We start from the raw sequence: 15,766 nt of genomic DNA, 5'->3' as shown, positions 1-15,766 counted from the left end.
CCGTTCCGACATACTTCTCGCACCAAATATGCTCGCAAGTGTTCGAAACAAGCCCTGATCATGCGCTTTCACGCACTCCCCGAGGAGCCGTTCCGTATGACCACCACAGCGTCGTCCCGTACCGCCGTCGAGATCGCCTCGCAGCCGGACACCTGGCTGCGGGCCAAGGAATCGCTGGGCCTCCACGCCGACGTCCTGCCCCGCCGGGGCGAGCGCGTGGCCGTCGTCGGCTGCGGGACCTCCTGGTTCATGGCCTTGGCGTACGCCGAACTCCGCGAGCGCGGCGGTCACGGCGAGACGGACGCGTTCGCGGCCTCGGAGTTCCCGCACGGGCGCCGCTACGACCGCGTGCTCGCGATCAGCAGGTCCGGCACCACGACCGAGGTCCTGGACGTCCTGAGCCGGCTGAAGGGCACCGTGCCGACCGGGGCGGTCACCGCCGACCCCGAGACCCCCGTCATGCGGATCGCCGACAGCGTCGCCGTACTGGGCTTCGCAGACGAGGAGTCGGTGGTGCAGACGCGGTTCGCCACCACCGTGCTCGCGCTGCTCCGGGCGCACCTGGAGACGGAGGACGCGCTGCCGGGCGGCGTGGGGCCGCTCGACCGGGCGATCTCCGACGCGCGGCGGGCGATCGCCCAGGACCTGGACGCCGAGGTGTGCGCCGCCGAGCAGTTCACCTTCCTCGGCACCCACTGGACCTACGGGCTGGCCCTCGAAGCCGGCCTGAAGATGCGCGAGGCCGCCGGGGCGTGGACGGAGGCGTACCCGGCCATGGAGTACCGGCACGGGCCGATCAGCATCACCGGGCCCGGCCGGGTGGCGTGGGTGTTCGGTCCGACCCCGCAGGGGCTCGCCGACGACGTGGCCCGGGTCGGCGGCACGATGGTCGCGGAATCCGACGGCGGCTCCGGCGCGCTCGACCCGCTGGCGGACCTCGTCCTGGCCCAGCGGCTCGCCGTCCGGCTCGCGGAGGCGCAGGGCGCCGACCCTGACCGGCCGCGGAACCTGACCCGCTCGGTGATCCTCGACAGCCCTCAGGCGTGACGCCCGGGCCCCGGCCCGCCCGTTCCGTATGCCTGTTCCGGTACGTCCGTCCCCGTACGCCCCGTTCCGTGCGTCGTTCCCGTGGAGAAAGCCATGCCCCTGTCAGCCACTGACGAGATCGTCGCCCCCGCGTACGCGGGAACGTCGGGCGTCGGAGCGTTCAACGTCATCCAGATCGAGCACGCCGAGGCGATCGTCGCCGGAGCGGAGAGCGCCGGGCTGCCGGTCATCCTCCAGATCAGCGAGAACACCGTCCGCTACCACGGTGCGCTCGCGCCGATCGGCCTCGCGACCCTCGCCGTCGCCCGGGGGGCGGGCGTCCCCGTGGCCGTCCACCTCGACCACGCCGAATCGGCCGACCTGGTCCGCGAGGCCGTCGAACTCGGCTTCACCTCCGTCATGTTCGACGCCTCCAGGCTGCCCTACGCCCAGAACGTGGCGGCCACCCGGGAGATCACCGACCTGTGCCACCGCGCGGGCGTGTGGGTCGAGGCGGAACTGGGCGAGGTCGGCGGCAAGGACGGCGCCCACGCCCCCGGCGTCCGCACCGACCCCGACGAGGCGGTCGCCTTCGTCACGGCGACGGCCGTGGACGCACTGGCCGTCGCCGTGGGCAGTTCGCACGCCATGCTGACCCGCGACGCCGTCCTCGACTTCGGTCTCATCGCCCGCCTGCGGGCCGCCGTGGGCGTGCCGCTCGTCCTGCACGGCTCCTCCGGGGTCGGCGACGACGACCTCGCGAAGGCGGTCACGGCCGGGATGACCAAGGTGAACGTGGCCACCCACCTCAACAAGACCTTCACCCGGACCGTACGCGACCACCTCGACGCCCACCCCGAGACCGCCGACCCCCGCAAGTACCTCGGGCCCGCGCGCGCGTCCGTCGCGGCGGAGGTGGCACGGCTCCTGCGCGTGCTGAAGGTCGACTGGCCTTCGGCGTGAGCCGGAGCGGGTGAGCGCCGGGGCGCCGCGTCCGGTTCCTCCGCCCGCCATTCGGCCTCCCCGGCATGCCGGGGAGCGCGAGCCCGGGCAGAGTGGCATGGAGGCATGGTCCTCGCCGGCGACCAGGCGTGGAACGGAGTGTGCACCCGGATGGCCCGCAGCAACGACGACCCGCTCGACGCCGGGCACGCGGCCGGGCTCGTCGTGGACGCGGGCGGAACCATCCTGAGCTGTACGCCGGCGGCCGAGGCGCTGCTCAACCGTACGGCGGACGACCTGTGCGGGCGGCGGATCCGGGACCTGCTCGCGGACCCCGCGACCTGGCCGGCGGTCCTGGCCCAGCGGGACGGACCGGTCTGGGAGGGGCAGGCGCGGCTCGCCCCCGACGGCGGCGACGACGTGCTGTTCCGGGTCCTGCCGCTCGACGAGGCACACCGGTCCGGTCGCGCGCACCAGTCCCTGGTCCTCCTCGCCCCGCGCGCGCTGGTCGCGCAGTGGCGCCAGGGGCACGCCTTCATGCGGGAGCTGTTCCTCCAGGAGCGTGTCGGTCTCGCCGTACTGGACAGGGATCTGCGGGTGGTACGGACGAACACCCACCTCCTGCCCTACTCGGGTGTGCCCGCCGATCTGAGCGGGGTCCGGCTCGCGGACTTCCTGTGGGAGTCGGACGCCCGCGTGATCGAGGCGCGGCTGCGGGAGGTGCTCGAGACCGGGGTTCCGCTGGTCGCGGTCGACGTGGAGGCGCACACCCATGTCGACCCGGGTACCGGCCGGATCATGGCGGTGTCGGCGTTCCGCCTCCAGGAGACGAGCGGCGCGGTCGCGGGGGTCACCGCCCTGTTCCTCGACGTCACGGAGGAGCGGCTCTCGCAGCGCCGCCTCGATCTGCTGCACCGGGTGAGCACGGTGCTGAGCACGAACCTGTCAGCCGGGGAGACGGCACGGGAGCTGGCCGAGGTGCTCGTTCCGGCACTCGCCGACGTGGCCGTCATCGAGGTCGCGCAGGCCGTGTTCACGAGCGAGGAACCCGCGCCGGAGGCCCACCGGATGCACACCCTGCGTCTGACGGCGGAGGCGGGCGCCCGCCCCGGTGCCGATACCCATACCGGCACCGGCACCGACGTCGAAGTGGACTCCGACGGTGTCCTGTCGGGCCGGATGTGGTCACCGGCCTCGGAACAGGGAGCCGACGACGACTTCCCCTCGCCGCACGGAATGCGTACGTGGCTGCGCGCCCGGGGCCTGCTCCTCGGCCGGATCCGGGTCGGGCGGGGGGACGAGCGTCCGCCGTACGTCGCGGAGGACCTCGCCCTCCTGGAGGAGATCGCCTCGCGGGCCGCCCTCGTCATCGACAACGCGCGCCGGTACGCCCGGGAGAGGAACGCCGCGATCAGCCTGCAGCGCAGTCTGCTGCCGTCCCCCACGACCGACACCGTCGCGGTCCACACCGCGAGCGTGTACCTCCCGACCGACACGGCCACCGGGGTCAGCGGCGACTGGTTCGACGTCATCCCGCTCTCCTCCGCGCGGGTCGCGCTCGTCGTCGGGGACGTCGTCGGGCACGGCCTGCAGGCCACCGCCACGATGGCGCGGCTGCGTACCGCCGTACGGACGCTCGCGGACCTGGACCTCGAACCCGACGAGCTGCTGACCCATCTCGACGACCTCGTCACCCAGTTCGTGATGGAGGCCGGCGAGGCGACGCGTCCGGCGGGGGCCGGGCCCGGTTTCGGCTCGTTCGGCGCCACGTGCCTGTACCTGACGTACGACCCGGTGACCCGGAGGTGTCTCATGGCCGCCGCGGGGCATCCCCCGCCGGCCCTGGTGGCTCCGGACGGCACGGTCCGCTACCTGGACCTCAGCCCCGGGCCACCGCTGGGAGTGGGCGGACTGCCCTTCGAGCCCTCCGAGTTCGAGGTGGCGGACGGCAGCGTCCTCGCGCTGTACACCGACGGCCTGATCGAGCGCGGCCACGACGATCTGGACCAGGGGATGGCGGCGCTCGGGGACGCGCTGTCGGCGGCGTTCGCCGTCGGCCGGTCCCTGGAGGACGCCGGTCCGGAGATGGTGGCGGGACTCGTTCCCGGCCCGCTGTCGGACGACGTGACGCTCCTGCTCGCGCGGACCCGCGGGATCCCGGCCCGGTCCACCGCCAGCTGGACCTTCGACGCGGATCCGGCGGTGGTGGCCGAGGCACGGGAACACGTACTGGGCCGGCTGTCCGAATGGGGCCTGGACGAACTGGCCTTCACCACCGAGCTGGTGGCCAGCGAACTGGTCACCAACGCCATCCGCTACGCGGGCGGTCCCATCGAACTGAGGCTGATCCTCGCGGCCTCGCTGATCTGCGAGGTCTCCGACCGCAGCGGCACCCAGCCCAGGATGCGCCGCGCCCAGGCCTCGGAGGAGGGCGGCAGGGGCCTCTTCCTGATCGCCCAGCTCACCGAACGCTGGGGCAGCCGCTACACCCGCCACGGCAAGACCATCTGGACGGAACAGACCCTGCCCCCGCGGCCCTAGGGCCGCTCTCCTCAAGCGGCCGTGACCTTCTCGGGGGTTGTGGCGGGGACGGGCGCCGGGGACGGGCGGGTGGCGGGGCCGGGGCGGAGGCCGAGGCCCGCTATGGCGGCGACCAGGGCGAAGGCCGTGGCTCCGATCCAGAAGGTGAGGGTGAAGCCGGACTCGGCGGGCAGCTGCGGAGCGCCGGCCGGGAGGTGGTCCAGGGTCCGGGAGGCCAGGATCGTCGTCACGACGGCGCTGCCGATCGCGCTGCCCGTGGAGCGGGAGATCGAGTTGATGCCGTTGGCGATGCCGCTCTGGTGGTGCGGGACGCTGGCCATGATGACCGCCGGCATGGCCGCGTAACCGAAGCTGACGGCCGCGCCGACCACGATGCCGGCGCCGATCACCGAGACGGTGTGCCCGTGGTCGAGGCCGAGCCAGGCGAAGCCGAGGGCGCCGAGGCCGGCGGCGAGGGCCAGGGCGGTGCGCGGGCCGCGGTGGCGGACCAGCATGCCGCCGATCGGGGAGGCGAGCAACGAGACGATCGCGCCCGGCAGCAGGAACTGGACGGAGGCGCGGAGGATGGACGCGTCGAAGCCGTAGCCGGTGAGCGCCTCGGGCATCTGGACGAGGTAGGAGACGCCGAGGAAGTTCGCGAACATGCCGAAGCCGACGAGGACGCCGGCCAGGTTGGCCATGAGGACGGGCCGGTGGACGAACATCTTCATGTCGACGAGCGGCTCGCGGACCTTGAGTTCGGTGAGGACCCAGACCGCGGCCATGACGGCCGCGCCCGCGAGGGCGCCGAGCGTGCGGCCGGAGGTCCAGCCCCATTCGTTGCCCTGCGAGATGGGCAGCAGGAGCAGCAGCAGGGTGAGGCCGAGGGTGAACGCGCCGAGGAGGTCGGTGCGGCCGCCGGTCTTGTGGCGGGTCGCCGGGACGAGGAGGACGACGGCGAGCAGGGCGAGCGCGGCGAAGCCGGTCGCCATCCAGAAGGCGTTGCGGTAGTCGGCGCCGGAGCCTGAGGTGAGCAGGCCGGTCGCGACGAGCGCGAGGCCGCTGCCGAAGGCGAGGGTGCCGCTGACCAGGGACATGGCGCCGGGCAGCTTCTGCGGGCGGACCTCCTCGCGCAGCACGGACAGGGCGAGCGGGAAGATCGCGGTGGCGGCGCCCTGGAGGACCCGGCCGAGGATCAGCAGGGGCAGTGAGGTCGCGAGGGCGGCGACGACGGAGCCGGCGACCATGACGACGAGGACGGCGACGAGGGTGGGCTTCTTGCCGTGCTGGTCACCGAACCGGCCGAGCAGCGGGGTGAAGACGGCGGCGGAGAGCAGCGTGGCGGTGGTCACCCAGCTGACGTCGGCGGTCGAGACGCCGAGGTCGGCGCGGATGAGGCCGAGGATCGGGACCGGCAGGGTCTGCATCATCGACACGACCATGGCGGCGAGGCTGAGGGCGAAGACGACGACCGTCTCGCGCCGGGGGTCGGCGGCGGGGGGCACGGACGGCGCCGACGTGGCGGGGGTGTGACTCATGGCAAGGGGGCCTTTTCAGTGCCTGTCAGCGTCGGAGCTTCAGGCCATCGATGTTTGACGTCATCAAGTACTTCGGTGACGGTAGACCCGGTTAGTTGAGGGGGTCAAGTAAACAATTGATAATGTCAAGCATTCTGAGTACCCTCGCACCATGAGCGCGACGACCCCCCAGACCCCCACGAAACTCCAGCTCCTGGAGCTGCTCGCCGCCATCGGCACCGCCCAGTGGCGCGACTTCGCCGCCGCCGCGGCGCACCACGGTCTGACCTCCACCCAGGCGAAGGTCCTCGCCCAGCTCAACGGCCCGCTCCCGATGCGCGCCCTCGCCACCCTCCTGGTGTGCGACGCGTCCAACGTCACCGGGATCATCGACCGCCTGGAGGCCCGCGACCTGGTGCGCCGCGAGCCCGACCCCGCCGACCGCCGCGTGAAGAACGTCGTCGCGACCGACGAGGGCCGCGAGGTCATCCGCCGTGTCCGCGAGGAGATGCAGGCCACCAGCGGCGCGCTCGACACCCTCGACGCGGACGAGAGCGCGACCCTCTACGCCCTGCTCGGCCGGCTGCGTCCGGGCATGGAGAAGAGCGCCTGACCGGATCCGGTCAGGCGCTCGATTGCCCAGGAGGGGGTCAGGGGCTCGTCGTCGACACCGCGAAGACCCGCGGGAACGCGGGGTCGGTCAAGTCGACCGTGAGGTCCGTGGTGGGGCGCGGCTTCTCGCGCTTCACGCTCGTGCCCGCCCAGTTCATGCCCTCGGTGAAGGTCCAGCCGGCGATGTCGGTGTCCCGCTCGCCGACGGTGACACGGCCCGGGGCGAGCGCCGCCCGGCTGGTGCCGGACTCGGCGAGGAAGGCGTCCAGGCCGGTGGCGGTCGTCGTGAACTGGACGTACAGCCGGCTCGTCTTCCAGTTGCTGGTCTCGTAGTAGGCGACGCCCCAGGACCCGGCCGGGACCGGGACCTCGAAGACCCGGCGCTTCATCAGCGAGGGCCAGTTGTCCTGGAGGCCTGCCGCCGAGGACTCGCGCTCCTTGTCGCGGCCGCTGTCACGGCTCTGACCCGCGGAGATGACGAGATAGCCGGCGGGGATCCCCACGAGCAGCACGATGATGACGGCCGTCAGCCAGCGCCGGCGGATCATGTGCCGGCGGTCCTCGGGCAGCTTGTCCTGCGGGGTGCGGGCGGGGGTGGACTGGTGGGGCAGGGTCATGAAGGCGGGTCCTCGGGGATGCGGGCGGCCCGGCCCGAGGTCCCGTTGCGCAGGGCCTGGGCGTAGCGCTCGTACCGTTCGTACCGCTCGACCCGACGCCGGTTGGCGCGGCGGAAGCGGCGGGCGACGAGCCGGGCGAGGTCGGCGGCGCCGACCATCCCGGCCTCGGGGCCGAGCTGGGCGCGGGTGATGCGGGCCTCGGGACGGTACCCGCGGCCGGTGAGATGGCGGCGGAAGGCCTCCCTCGCGGGGCCGATGAGGAGGTCGTCGGCGGCCGAGACGCCGCCGCCGATGACGAAGCAGGAAGGGTCGAGGGCGGCGGCGAGGTTGGCGATGCCGACGCCGAGCCACTGGCCGATCTCCTGGAGCAGTTCGATGCTCATGGCGTCGCCCTCACGGGCGAGCTCGGTGATGAGCGGCCCCGTGATGTCGGGGATGTTGCCCTTGACCCGCTCGATGAGTCCGTACGCGACCGGGGAGTCGGCCGCGGCCAGCTCGCGGGCCTCGCGGACGAGGGCGTTGCCGGAGCTGTACTGCTCCCAGCAGCCGCGGTTTCCGCAGGGGCAGCGGTGTCCGCCGGGCACGACCTGCATGTGGCCGAACTCGCCGGCGACCCCGTACTTGCCGCGCTTGACCTGGCCGTCCTCCAGGATGGCGCCGCCGATGCCGGTGCCGAGGGTGATCATGACGAGGTGGTCCTCGCCGCGTCCGGCGCCGAAGCGCCACTCGGCCCAGGCGGCGGTGTTCGCGTCGTTGTCCACCATGACGGGGACGGCGAGGCGGCCCTGCAGGGCGTCCCTGAGCGGCTCGTTGCGCCAGGCGAGGTGCGGGGCGAAGAGGACCCGGGCCCGGTCGGCGTCGACCCAGCCGGCCGCGCCGATGCCCACCGCGTGCACGTCGTGCCGGTCGGCGAGGTCGAGGACCAGCTCGACGATGGTGTCCTCGACGACCTTGGGGCTCTTGGACTTGTCCGGGGTCTCCGTGCGGAGCTTCTCCAGGATGTTGCCGTCGGCGTCGACGACACCGGCCATCACCTTCGTACCGCCGATGTCGATGCCGACGGTCGGCACCCGGGGCGCCGTCAGGTGGGAGCGCCGCTCCCGGGTCCCGACGGTCCGCAGCACGGTGCCGCGGGCGGATCCCCGGTGCGCGAGGTCACGGTAGGTACTCATCGGCTCCGATTCTGCCAGGTGGGGTGTGAAGGGGCCGTCACGACGAAAGCGTGGGGGTCACGCGCCGGAGGGCCTCTCCAGTTCGTGGCGCAGGTCCTCCAGCTCGGTGCCGCCGGCCATCTGCCGGGTCAACTCGTCGAGCGTGACGGAGCCCTTGGTGTGGCTGCCGGCCATCACCCCGCGCTTGAGGAGGACGAACCGGTCGCCGACGAGGTAGGCGTGGTGCGGGTTGTGCGTGATGAGGACCACGCCGAGTCCCTGGTCACGGGCGGCGGCCACGTACTTGAGGACGACGCCCGACTGCTTGACGCCGAGCGCGGCCGTCGGCTCGTCGAGGACGAGGACCTTGGCGCCGAAGTGGACGGCGCGGGCGATGGCCACGCACTGGCGCTCGCCGCCGGAGAGGGTGCCGATCGGCTGGTCGACGTCCCTCAGGTCGATGCCCATGCGGAGCAGAGCCTCGCGGGTGGTGGACCGCATCAGGCCGACGTCGAGCCGTTTGAAGGGGCCGGATCCCCTGGTGGGCTCGGAGCCGAGGAAGAAGTTCCGCCAGACCGGCATCAGGGGGACCACGGCGAGGTCCTGGTAGACGGTGGCGATGCCCCGGTCGAGGGCGTCGCGCGGGTTGGCGAGGGCGACCTCCTCGCCCTCGATGCGGAAGGTGCCCGCGTCGTGCCGGTGCAGGCCCGCGACGATCTTGATGAGGGTCGACTTTCCGGCGCCGTTGTCGCCGAGGACGCAGGTGATCTCGCCCGCGCGGACCTCCAGGGAGACTCCTTCGAGGGCGCGGATGTTGCCGTAGTACTTGCTGACGTCGTCGAGCTCGACGAGGGAGGTCCGTTCCGTGGTCACTTGGTGGCCTCCACACGCTTGCGGATCCAGGCGTTCAGCAGGGTCGCCAGGAGGAGCATCGCTCCCAGGAAGAACTTGAACCAGTCCGGGTTCCACTCGGCGTACACGATGCCCTTGCTGGTCATGCCGAAGATGAGGGCGCCGACCGCGGAGCCGATGGCGGAGCCGTATCCGCCGGTGATCAGACAGCCGCCGATGACGGCCGCGATGATGTAGATCAGCTCGTTGCCGACCCCTTCGCCCGACTGGACGACGTCGAAGGAGAACAGCAGGTGCTGACCGGCGATCCAGGCGCAGAAGGCCACGCCCATGTAGAGGCCGATCTTCGTCCGGTAGACCGGGACGCCGACCGCGCGGGCCGCGTCGGCGCCGCCGCCGACCGCGAAGATCCAGTTGCCGAAGCGGGTCCTGAGCAGGATCCAGGTGGCGAGCGCGACGAGACCGAGCCACCACAGGATGGTCACCTTGAACTCGACGCCGCCGATCGTGAGCTCCGAGGCGAAGAGCTTTCGGGCGGAGGAGAAGCCCTCCATGTCGGCGATGGTCTTGGTGGAGACGGTGCCGCTGATCAGCTTGGTGAGACCCAGGTTCAGGCCGGTCAGCATGAGGAAGGTGCCGAGCGTGATGATGAAGCTGGGCAGTCGGGTACGGGTCAGCATGAAGCCGTTGAAGACGCCGATGCCCAGGGTGACGAGCAGCGACACGCCGACGCCGACCCAGACGTTCGCCGTCATCTGGTAGCTGACCATCGACGAGACGAGGGCCGAGCTGGTGACCAGGACGCCGGCGGACAGGTCGAACTCGCCGCCGATCATGAGCAGCGCGACGGGGACCGCCATGATGCCGATGGTGGAGGCCGCGTAGAGGACCGTGCCGAGGCTGGAGGGACGCAGGAAGCTGTCCGCGACCACCGAGAAGAAGACGAAGACGGCGACGGCGCCGACGACCGAGCCCAGTTCGGGCCGGGCGAGCAGCTTCTTCAGCGGGGAGGTGCGAAGGAGCCGCTCGTCGACGTGGTCGATGCCGTCCGACGGCGGGGCGGTGGAGCTCATCGGGTGCCCCGCTCCGCGTAGCCGACGAGTGCCGCGGCGTCGTCCTTGGTGATGATCTGCGGGCCGGTCAGGACCGGCTTGCCGCCGCCGAGGACGTCGGCGTTGTAGCGGTACAGCCAGAGCAGGTCGACGGCCTCGTAGCCCTGGAGATAGGGCTGCTGGTCGACGGCGAAGCCGAGGGTGCCGGCCTGGAGGGCGCTCGCGACCTTGGCGTTGAGGTCGAAGGTGTCGACCTCGGCCTTGCTCCCGGCGCTCTTCGCGGCCTGCACGGCGGCGTCGGCGAAGGGCGCGCCGAGGGTGACGACGGCGTCGACGTCCTTGTCGGACTGGAGCTTGGCCTCGATGGACGCCTTGACGTCGGGCATGTTGGTGCCGTCGACGTACAGGTTCACGAGTTCGCCGCCGAAGGTCTTCTTCGTTCCGGCGCAGCGCTGCTCGTGGCCGACGTTGCCCTGCTCGTGCAGGACGCAGAGCGCCTTCTTCTTCCCCCGCTTGTCGAGTTCCTCGCCGACGGCCTCGCCCGCGACGGTCTCGTCCTGGCCGATGTGGGTGAGCGCGCCGTACGCCTTGGACTGCGCGGCACCGGAGTTCACGGTGATCACCGGGATGCCCGCCTTGACGGCCTTCTCGACGGCGGCCTTCATGGCGTCGGGCTTGGCGAGGGTGACGATGAGTCCGTCGACGCCCTTGGAGACGTACGAGTCGATCAGCTGCGCCTGCTGCTGGGCCTCGTCGCTGTGGGCGTAGAGGAAGTTGATGTTGTCCTTGGCGGCGGCCTGCCTGGCGCCCTTCTGGACGATGTCCCAGAAGGTGTCGCCGTCACCCGAGTGCGTCACCATGGCGACCGTCCAGCGGGGGGTGTCGACGGCCGCCCTGCCCTGGGCCTCGGCTGCCTTGCGGGCGTCCTCGGCCCGCTTTCCGCCGGTGCTGCTGCATCCGGCGAGTGCTCCTGTGAGCGCGAGCGCGAGCACGGCGCCGACTGCGGCGCGTACCCCTCCGGTCCGAAGCCTGGTCACGAGGCGGTGCCCTCCTTTGTGTCCTTCTGCGTGCTGTGTCCTGCGTGCATTGCAGTATCGGTCATGCGGATCCTGGCGCCGGTCAGGGGGGCCGTCCAGGGCTACGGACGGACCATCAGCTGGAACTCGAAGGAGTAGCGGGCGGCCCGGTACAGGTGCGAGCCGTACTCGACGGCCCGGCCGGTGTCGTCGAACGTGACCCGCTCCATCGTCAGCAGCGGGGCGCCCGCCCGCTCGTCGAGCAGCGCCGCCTCCGCCGCGGTCGCGGCGCGGGCGCCGACGGCCTGGCGGGCGCTGTGCAGGGTGAGGGCGGCGGCGCGGAGCAGCCGGTAGAGGCCGGTGGTCCCGAGCCGCTCGCCGTCCGGTTCCAGGAGCCCGGCCGGCAGGTGGTTGCGCAGGTACGCCAGGGGCTCGCCGTGCGCGGTCCTGAGCCGTTCCAGATAGAGGACCTCGTGGCCCTCCGGTACGCCGAGGGCAGCCGCGACCTCGGCGGTGGCGGGTTCGAGGCGGTTGACGAGGACCCGGGTGGCGGGGAGCTGTCCTGCGGCGTCCAGGTCGTCGTAGAGGCTGCTGAGTCCCGGCGGGCGCCGGACCGTGCTGTGCACGACCTGGGTGCCGATCCCCCGGCGGCGGACGAGGAGGCCCTTGTCGACGAGCGTCCGGATCGCCTGGCGGACGGTCGGGCGGGAGAGTCCGAGACGGGTGGCGAGGTCGATCTCGTTGCCGAGGAGGGTGCCCGGTGTCAGCCTCCCGTCCGCCACGGCGTCCTCCAGCTGCCGGGCGAGCTGGAAGTACAGCGGGACCGGACTGGTGCGGTCCACGGCGAGCGGGGGCAGGGAGGAGCCGGACTGCTTGGACACGGGGGGAGCGTAGCCCGGGGCGCCGAGGACAGGAAGGTGACGGCCGGAAGCCGCTGACGGGACGTCGTGACGTCCGGTTGTCCTGACACCTCCTTGACACGGTGGACGGGCGCCTCCACGGTGGGCCCATGCGCATCGGACTCATCGGTACGGGACGGATCGGGAGCTTCCACGCGGGGGTGCTGGCCCGTCACCCGGAGGTCGCGTCGCTGGTCGTCGCGGACGCGGACGCCACCCGGGCCGCCGGGGTCGCGGGGGCGCTCGGGGCGGAGGCGGCGCCGGACGTGACGGCGCTGTTCGGACACGCCCTGGACGCGGTGGTGATCGCGTCGGCGACGGCCGCGCACGCCGAGCTGATCGCCCGCGCGGCGGCGGCGGGGCTGCCCGCGTTCTGCGAGAAGCCGATCGCCCTGGACGTGCCGGGGACGAGGGTCGCGCTCGCGGCGGTGGCGGAGGCGGGGACCGAGCTGCAGCTCGGGTTCATGCGGCGCTTCGACGCGGGGTACGGGGCGGCACGCGAGGCCGTCCGGTCGGGAAGACTCGGCCGGCTGCACACCGTACGGGCGGTGACGTCCGACCCGGAGCCGCCGCCGGCCGCGTATCTGCCGCTCTCCGGGGGTCTCTTCCGGGACTGCCTGGTGCACGACTTCGACATCGTCCGCTGGGTGACCGGCCGGGAGGTCGTGGAGGTGTACGCGACGGGCTCGGACGCGGGCCCCGCGATGTTCCGGGAGGCGGGGGACGTGTCCACGGCCGCCGCGCTGCTCACCCTGGACGACGGCACGCTGGTGACGGCGACCGCGACCCGCCGCAACGGCGCCGGGTACGACGTCCGCATGGAACTGGCGGGCGACCGGGGCCAGATCGCGGTGGGCCTGGACGACCGCACCCCGCTCACCTCGGTGGAGCCGCAGGGGCCGGCCGCGCCGGGGAAGCCCTGGTCGGGGTTCCTGGAGCGGTTCGGCGGCGCGTACGAGGCGGAACTCGACGCCTTCGTACGGCTGGTGCGGGGCGAGGCGGCCAACCCGTGCGACGGCCGGGAGGCCCTCGCGGCACTCCGGATCGCGGAGGCGTGCGAGCGCTCGCGCCGGGAGCACCGGCCGGTACGGGTGGACGGCGCCACCGAATAGCCGGGTGACGTCACGACCGGCCGGTCACCCAGTCGGTCGACGCCACGTCCGGGCGGCCGCTCTCAGGGGTTCGTCGAGCGGACCGTGCCCTGGGCCAGGGCGCACAGCGTCTCCACGCCGTCCGCGTCGACGGTCAGCAGCTCGCAGCGGACCACCGCCTGCCTGCGGCCCGCGTGCAGGACCTCCGCGCGGGCGCGCAGGGTGCCGTCGGCGGCGGGCCTGACGTAGTCGATGGAGTAGCCGGCGGTCAGGACGGCAGGGCCGAGGACCGTGCCCGCGGCGAAGGTGATCGCGTTGTCGGCGGCGTACGACAGGACCCCGCCGTGCGCGAATCCGTTCTGCTGCCGCAGGTCTTCCCGGATCGCCAGCTCCAGCGTGGCGCCCCCGTCGCCGAAGGCGGTGACGGTGGCTCCGAGGAGGCGGCTGAACGGCTGGGCGTCCAGCACCTTCCGGGCGAGGTCGAGGGCGGCGGCTTCGGCGGTGGTGTCGGTCATCCGGTCAGCCTATTCAGGGCTTGATCGGCAAGACACCCCCTAGGCGCCGTCCTCCGCGTCGAGGAGGCCCGCGTCGTGGACGAGCAGGGCGATCTGGACGCGGTTGTTGAGGCCGAGTTTAGCGAGGACGCGCGACACGTACGTCTTGACGGTCGGCACGCTCATGTAGAGCTCGGCGGCGATCTCGGCGTTGGAGTGCCCGCGGCCGACGGCGACGGCCACCTCCCGCTCGCGGTCGGCGAGTTCGGCGAGCCGGTCGGGGGCCGCGGGGCGCCGGGGGCGGTGCGGCTCCCCCGCCACGTGGGTCATCAGCTGGCGGGTGACGGCCGGGGAGAGCACCGGGTCGCCGGCCGCGACCCGGCGGACGGCGGCGACGATCTCGGCGGGCGGGGTGTCCTTGAGGACGAACCCCGCGGCGCCGGCCCGCAGGGCGCGCAGGACCTGCTCGTCGGCGTGGAAGGTGGTGAGGACGACGACCTCGGGGGCGCCGGGGAGGGAGCGGAGCCGTTCGGTGGCGGTGAGCCCGTCGACGTGGGGCATCCGGATGTCCATGAGGACGACGTCGGGGGCGAGCCGGTCGACGAGTTCGGGGACGTCGCGGCCGTCGGCGCCCTCGCCGACGATCTCCAGGTCCTCGGCGCCGCCGAGCATGAACGTGAGGCCCGCGCGGACCAGGGGGTCGTCGTCGACGATGAGCAGCCGGATGGTCATGAGGGCCACGGTAGCCAGGCGCGCAGGGTGAATCCGCCGTCGGGGTCCGGGCCGTGTTCGAGTCTGCCGCCGGCGAGGGCGGCGCGTTCGGTGAGTCCGATGAGGCCCTGGCCGGAGCCGGGGACGTGCGGGACCGGTCCGGCGGGTGCCGGGTTGTGGACGCCGACGGTGAGGCCGTCGCCGGGGCGGCCCCGGACGGTGACGGTGACCTTCGTGCCGGGCGCGTGCTTGCGGGCGTTGGTCAGGGCTTCCTGGGCGATGCGGTAGACGGTGCGGCCGGTGGCGGCGGGCACGGTCGCCGGGTCGTCCACGGTGCTGTCGAGGACGACGTCCGCCCCGGCCTCGCGGGATTCGTCGATCAGCGCGTCGAGGGTGGCGAGGGTGGGCTGCGGCCGGTGCCCGCCGTCGCCGTTCTCGCCGGGGGCGCGCAGGACGCCGATGATCTCGCGGAGGTCCTGGAGCGCTTCGTGGGCGCTGTCGCGGATGACCCCGGCGGCGCGGGCGATCTGCTCGGGCGGGGCGTCCGGCCGGAACTCCAGGGCTCCGGCGTGCACGCTGAGCAGGGTGAGCCGGTGGGCGAGGACGTCGTGCATCTCGCGGGCGATGGACTCGCGGGCGAGTCGCTGGGCCTGGGCGGCGCGCAGTTCGGCCTCCGCTTCGGCGCGGCGGGCGCGTTCCCTGAGGGCCTCGACGAGCTGGCGGCGGGAGCGGACGAGCATGCCCCAGGCGGTGACGAGCAGGATCAGGACGAAGCCGAGGACGGCGGAGACGCCGGCGTTGAGGGTGGGGTCGGGCCGGATGAACACCTGCACGGTGGAGGCGGCGACGGCCAGGGCCCCGAGCCAGGCCACCTCGCGGAAGGGACGGCGTACGGCGACGCTGAACAGGCTCGCGAGGAGGGCGCCGCCCGCGACCGGGGCCACCACGCTCACCAGGGTGAGCGCGATCGCGAGGCCGGTGGGCCAGCGGCGGCGCAGCCAGAGGGCGCAGCAGGCGGCGGCGCCGGCGAGTTGGTCGAAGAGGATGACCGGCTCGCTGCTGTACTCCGCCGCGGCGTCGGCGGCGACGAGGCCGACGAGGGACGCGAGGAGGAAGAGCGAGATGTCCACGATCCAGTCGCGGACGGTACGGCGCGGCCGGGCCGTCCCGCTCGCGCCCGGTTCGACCAGGTGGGAGGGGAGCAGCCGGCGCTGCCGGTCCGTGCGAGTCATGTCCGCAATGTACGCAGGCGGGGGCGCCGGGCGG

At 72.8% G+C, this 15,766-nt stretch carries 15 protein-coding genes; 5 read left to right on the top strand and 10 right to left on the bottom strand.

The genetic code is table 11. The annotated features are described in order from the left end of the window. Positions 1 to 96: 96 nt before the first annotated feature. The 3 genes from ACIA8N_RS10820 (at position 97) to ACIA8N_RS10810 (ending at position 4,509) form a co-directional block, all read left to right on the top strand. On the top strand, positions 97 to 1,047 hold the full coding sequence (locus ACIA8N_RS10820; RefSeq protein WP_365779923.1) for a sugar isomerase: 951 nt from the start codon (positions 97 to 99) through the stop codon (positions 1,045 to 1,047). 93 nt (positions 1,048 to 1,140) lie between these two features. Continuing rightward, complete coding sequence (locus ACIA8N_RS10815; RefSeq protein WP_365779921.1) at positions 1,141 to 1,989, top strand: class II fructose-bisphosphate aldolase; 849 nt, start codon at positions 1,141 to 1,143, stop codon at positions 1,987 to 1,989. A gap of 105 nt (positions 1,990 to 2,094) precedes the next feature. Further along, complete coding sequence (locus ACIA8N_RS10810; protein WP_365779919.1) at positions 2,095 to 4,509, top strand: SpoIIE family protein phosphatase; 2,415 nt, start codon at positions 2,095 to 2,097, stop codon at positions 4,507 to 4,509. An 11-nt stretch (positions 4,510 to 4,520) separates the two neighbouring features. Here the strand turns inward: ACIA8N_RS10810 and ACIA8N_RS10805 are convergent, their stop codons facing one another. Continuing rightward, positions 4,521 to 6,026 carry an MFS transporter gene (locus tag ACIA8N_RS10805; protein ID WP_365779917.1) on the bottom strand — a complete coding sequence of 502 codons (1,506 nt, stop codon included), beginning with the start codon at positions 6,024 to 6,026 and terminating at the stop codon, positions 4,521 to 4,523. A 151-nt stretch (positions 6,027 to 6,177) separates the two neighbouring features. On the opposite strand from ACIA8N_RS10805, the gene ACIA8N_RS10800 reads away from it, so the two are divergent. After that, a complete protein-coding gene (locus ACIA8N_RS10800) occupies positions 6,178 to 6,618 on the top strand; it encodes a MarR family transcriptional regulator (protein ID WP_365779915.1) in 441 nt (146 codons plus the stop codon). 37 nt (positions 6,619 to 6,655) lie between these two features. Here the strand turns inward: ACIA8N_RS10800 and ACIA8N_RS10795 are convergent, their stop codons facing one another. From ACIA8N_RS10795 to ACIA8N_RS10770, 6 genes are all read right to left on the bottom strand, one after another. After that, on the bottom strand, positions 6,656 to 7,234 hold the full coding sequence (locus tag ACIA8N_RS10795) for a hypothetical protein (RefSeq protein ID WP_365779913.1): 579 nt from the start codon (positions 7,232 to 7,234) through the stop codon (positions 6,656 to 6,658). After that, positions 7,231 to 8,406 carry an ROK family glucokinase gene (locus ACIA8N_RS10790; RefSeq protein ID WP_365779911.1) on the bottom strand — a complete coding sequence of 392 codons (1,176 nt, stop codon included), beginning with the start codon at positions 8,404 to 8,406 and terminating at the stop codon, positions 7,231 to 7,233. The genes ACIA8N_RS10795 and ACIA8N_RS10790 overlap by 4 nt, the downstream gene beginning before the upstream one ends. 57 nt (positions 8,407 to 8,463) lie before the next feature. Then, positions 8,464 to 9,258, bottom strand: a complete 795-nt coding sequence (locus tag ACIA8N_RS10785; RefSeq protein WP_030554769.1) for an ATP-binding cassette domain-containing protein — start codon at positions 9,256 to 9,258, stop codon at positions 8,464 to 8,466. Continuing rightward, positions 9,255 to 10,310 (bottom strand): ABC transporter permease, encoded by a 1,056-nt coding sequence (locus ACIA8N_RS10780; RefSeq protein WP_365779908.1) that lies wholly within the window; start codon positions 10,308 to 10,310, stop codon positions 9,255 to 9,257. Before ACIA8N_RS10780 ends, ACIA8N_RS10785 begins: the two co-directional genes overlap by 4 nt. Next, positions 10,307 to 11,326 carry a sugar ABC transporter substrate-binding protein gene (locus ACIA8N_RS10775; protein WP_365779906.1) on the bottom strand — a complete coding sequence of 340 codons (1,020 nt, stop codon included), beginning with the start codon at positions 11,324 to 11,326 and terminating at the stop codon, positions 10,307 to 10,309. Before ACIA8N_RS10775 ends, ACIA8N_RS10780 begins: the two co-directional genes overlap by 4 nt. Positions 11,327 to 11,427: 101 nt before the next feature. Further along, positions 11,428 to 12,147: a GntR family transcriptional regulator gene (locus ACIA8N_RS10770; protein WP_365780132.1), complete on the bottom strand. Its 720-nt coding sequence runs from the start codon at positions 12,145 to 12,147 to the stop codon at positions 11,428 to 11,430. 167 nt (positions 12,148 to 12,314) lie between these two features. Here ACIA8N_RS10770 and ACIA8N_RS10765 point away from each other — a divergent pair, with 167 nt between their 5' ends. After that, complete coding sequence (locus ACIA8N_RS10765) at positions 12,315 to 13,316, top strand: Gfo/Idh/MocA family oxidoreductase (RefSeq protein WP_365779904.1); 1,002 nt, start codon at positions 12,315 to 12,317, stop codon at positions 13,314 to 13,316. Between the two features lie 62 nt (positions 13,317 to 13,378). Here the strand turns inward: ACIA8N_RS10765 and ACIA8N_RS10760 are convergent, their stop codons facing one another. The 3 genes from ACIA8N_RS10760 to ACIA8N_RS10750 are packed head-to-tail and all read right to left on the bottom strand — an operon-like array spanning position 13,379 to position 15,732. After that, complete coding sequence (locus tag ACIA8N_RS10760; RefSeq protein ID WP_365779902.1) at positions 13,379 to 13,810, bottom strand: PaaI family thioesterase; 432 nt, start codon at positions 13,808 to 13,810, stop codon at positions 13,379 to 13,381. 39 nt (positions 13,811 to 13,849) lie between these two features. Continuing rightward, the gene (locus ACIA8N_RS10755) at positions 13,850 to 14,521 is read right to left on the bottom strand and encodes a response regulator transcription factor (RefSeq protein ID WP_030554777.1); all 672 of its coding nucleotides are present in this window, start codon (positions 14,519 to 14,521) and stop codon (positions 13,850 to 13,852) included. Then, positions 14,518 to 15,732 (bottom strand): histidine kinase, encoded by a 1,215-nt coding sequence (locus ACIA8N_RS10750; protein ID WP_365779899.1) that lies wholly within the window; start codon positions 15,730 to 15,732, stop codon positions 14,518 to 14,520. Before ACIA8N_RS10750 ends, ACIA8N_RS10755 begins: the two co-directional genes overlap by 4 nt. Positions 15,733 to 15,766 lie beyond the last annotated feature (34 nt).

The sequence above is a fragment of the Streptomyces sp. NPDC051822 genome (genome assembly GCF_044452745.1).
Taxonomy (GTDB): domain Bacteria; phylum Actinomycetota; class Actinomycetes; order Streptomycetales; family Streptomycetaceae; genus Streptomyces.
The sequence above is the reverse complement of the archived record's forward strand: the minus strand, read 5'-3'. Positions and strand labels throughout refer to the sequence as shown.

What these genes read in the sequence shown, in the direction of transcription:
- ACIA8N_RS10750 (WP_365779899.1), bottom strand. Translation starts at nt 15,732, where the DNA reads ATGACTCGCACGGACCGGCAGCGCCGGCTGCTCCCCTCCCACCTGGTC.
- ACIA8N_RS10795 (WP_365779913.1), bottom strand. Translation starts at nt 7,234, where the DNA reads ATGACCCTGCCCCACCAGTCCACCCCCGCCCGCACCCCGCAGGACAAG.
- ACIA8N_RS10805 (WP_365779917.1), bottom strand. Translation starts at nt 6,026, where the DNA reads ATGAGTCACACCCCCGCCACGTCGGCGCCGTCCGTGCCCCCCGCCGCC.
- ACIA8N_RS10800 (WP_365779915.1), top strand. Translation starts at nt 6,178, where the DNA reads ATGAGCGCGACGACCCCCCAGACCCCCACGAAACTCCAGCTCCTGGAG.
- ACIA8N_RS10790 (WP_365779911.1), bottom strand. Translation starts at nt 8,406, where the DNA reads ATGAGTACCTACCGTGACCTCGCGCACCGGGGATCCGCCCGCGGCACC.
- ACIA8N_RS10755 (WP_030554777.1), bottom strand. Translation starts at nt 14,521, where the DNA reads ATGACCATCCGGCTGCTCATCGTCGACGACGACCCCCTGGTCCGCGCG.
- ACIA8N_RS10820 (WP_365779923.1), top strand. Translation starts at nt 97, where the DNA reads ATGACCACCACAGCGTCGTCCCGTACCGCCGTCGAGATCGCCTCGCAG.
- ACIA8N_RS10760 (WP_365779902.1), bottom strand. Translation starts at nt 13,810, where the DNA reads ATGACCGACACCACCGCCGAAGCCGCCGCCCTCGACCTCGCCCGGAAG.
- ACIA8N_RS10815 (WP_365779921.1), top strand. Translation starts at nt 1,141, where the DNA reads ATGCCCCTGTCAGCCACTGACGAGATCGTCGCCCCCGCGTACGCGGGA.
- ACIA8N_RS10765 (WP_365779904.1), top strand. Translation starts at nt 12,315, where the DNA reads ATGCGCATCGGACTCATCGGTACGGGACGGATCGGGAGCTTCCACGCG.
- ACIA8N_RS10780 (WP_365779908.1), bottom strand. Translation starts at nt 10,310, where the DNA reads ATGAGCTCCACCGCCCCGCCGTCGGACGGCATCGACCACGTCGACGAG.
- ACIA8N_RS10810 (WP_365779919.1), top strand. Translation starts at nt 2,095, where the DNA reads ATGGTCCTCGCCGGCGACCAGGCGTGGAACGGAGTGTGCACCCGGATG.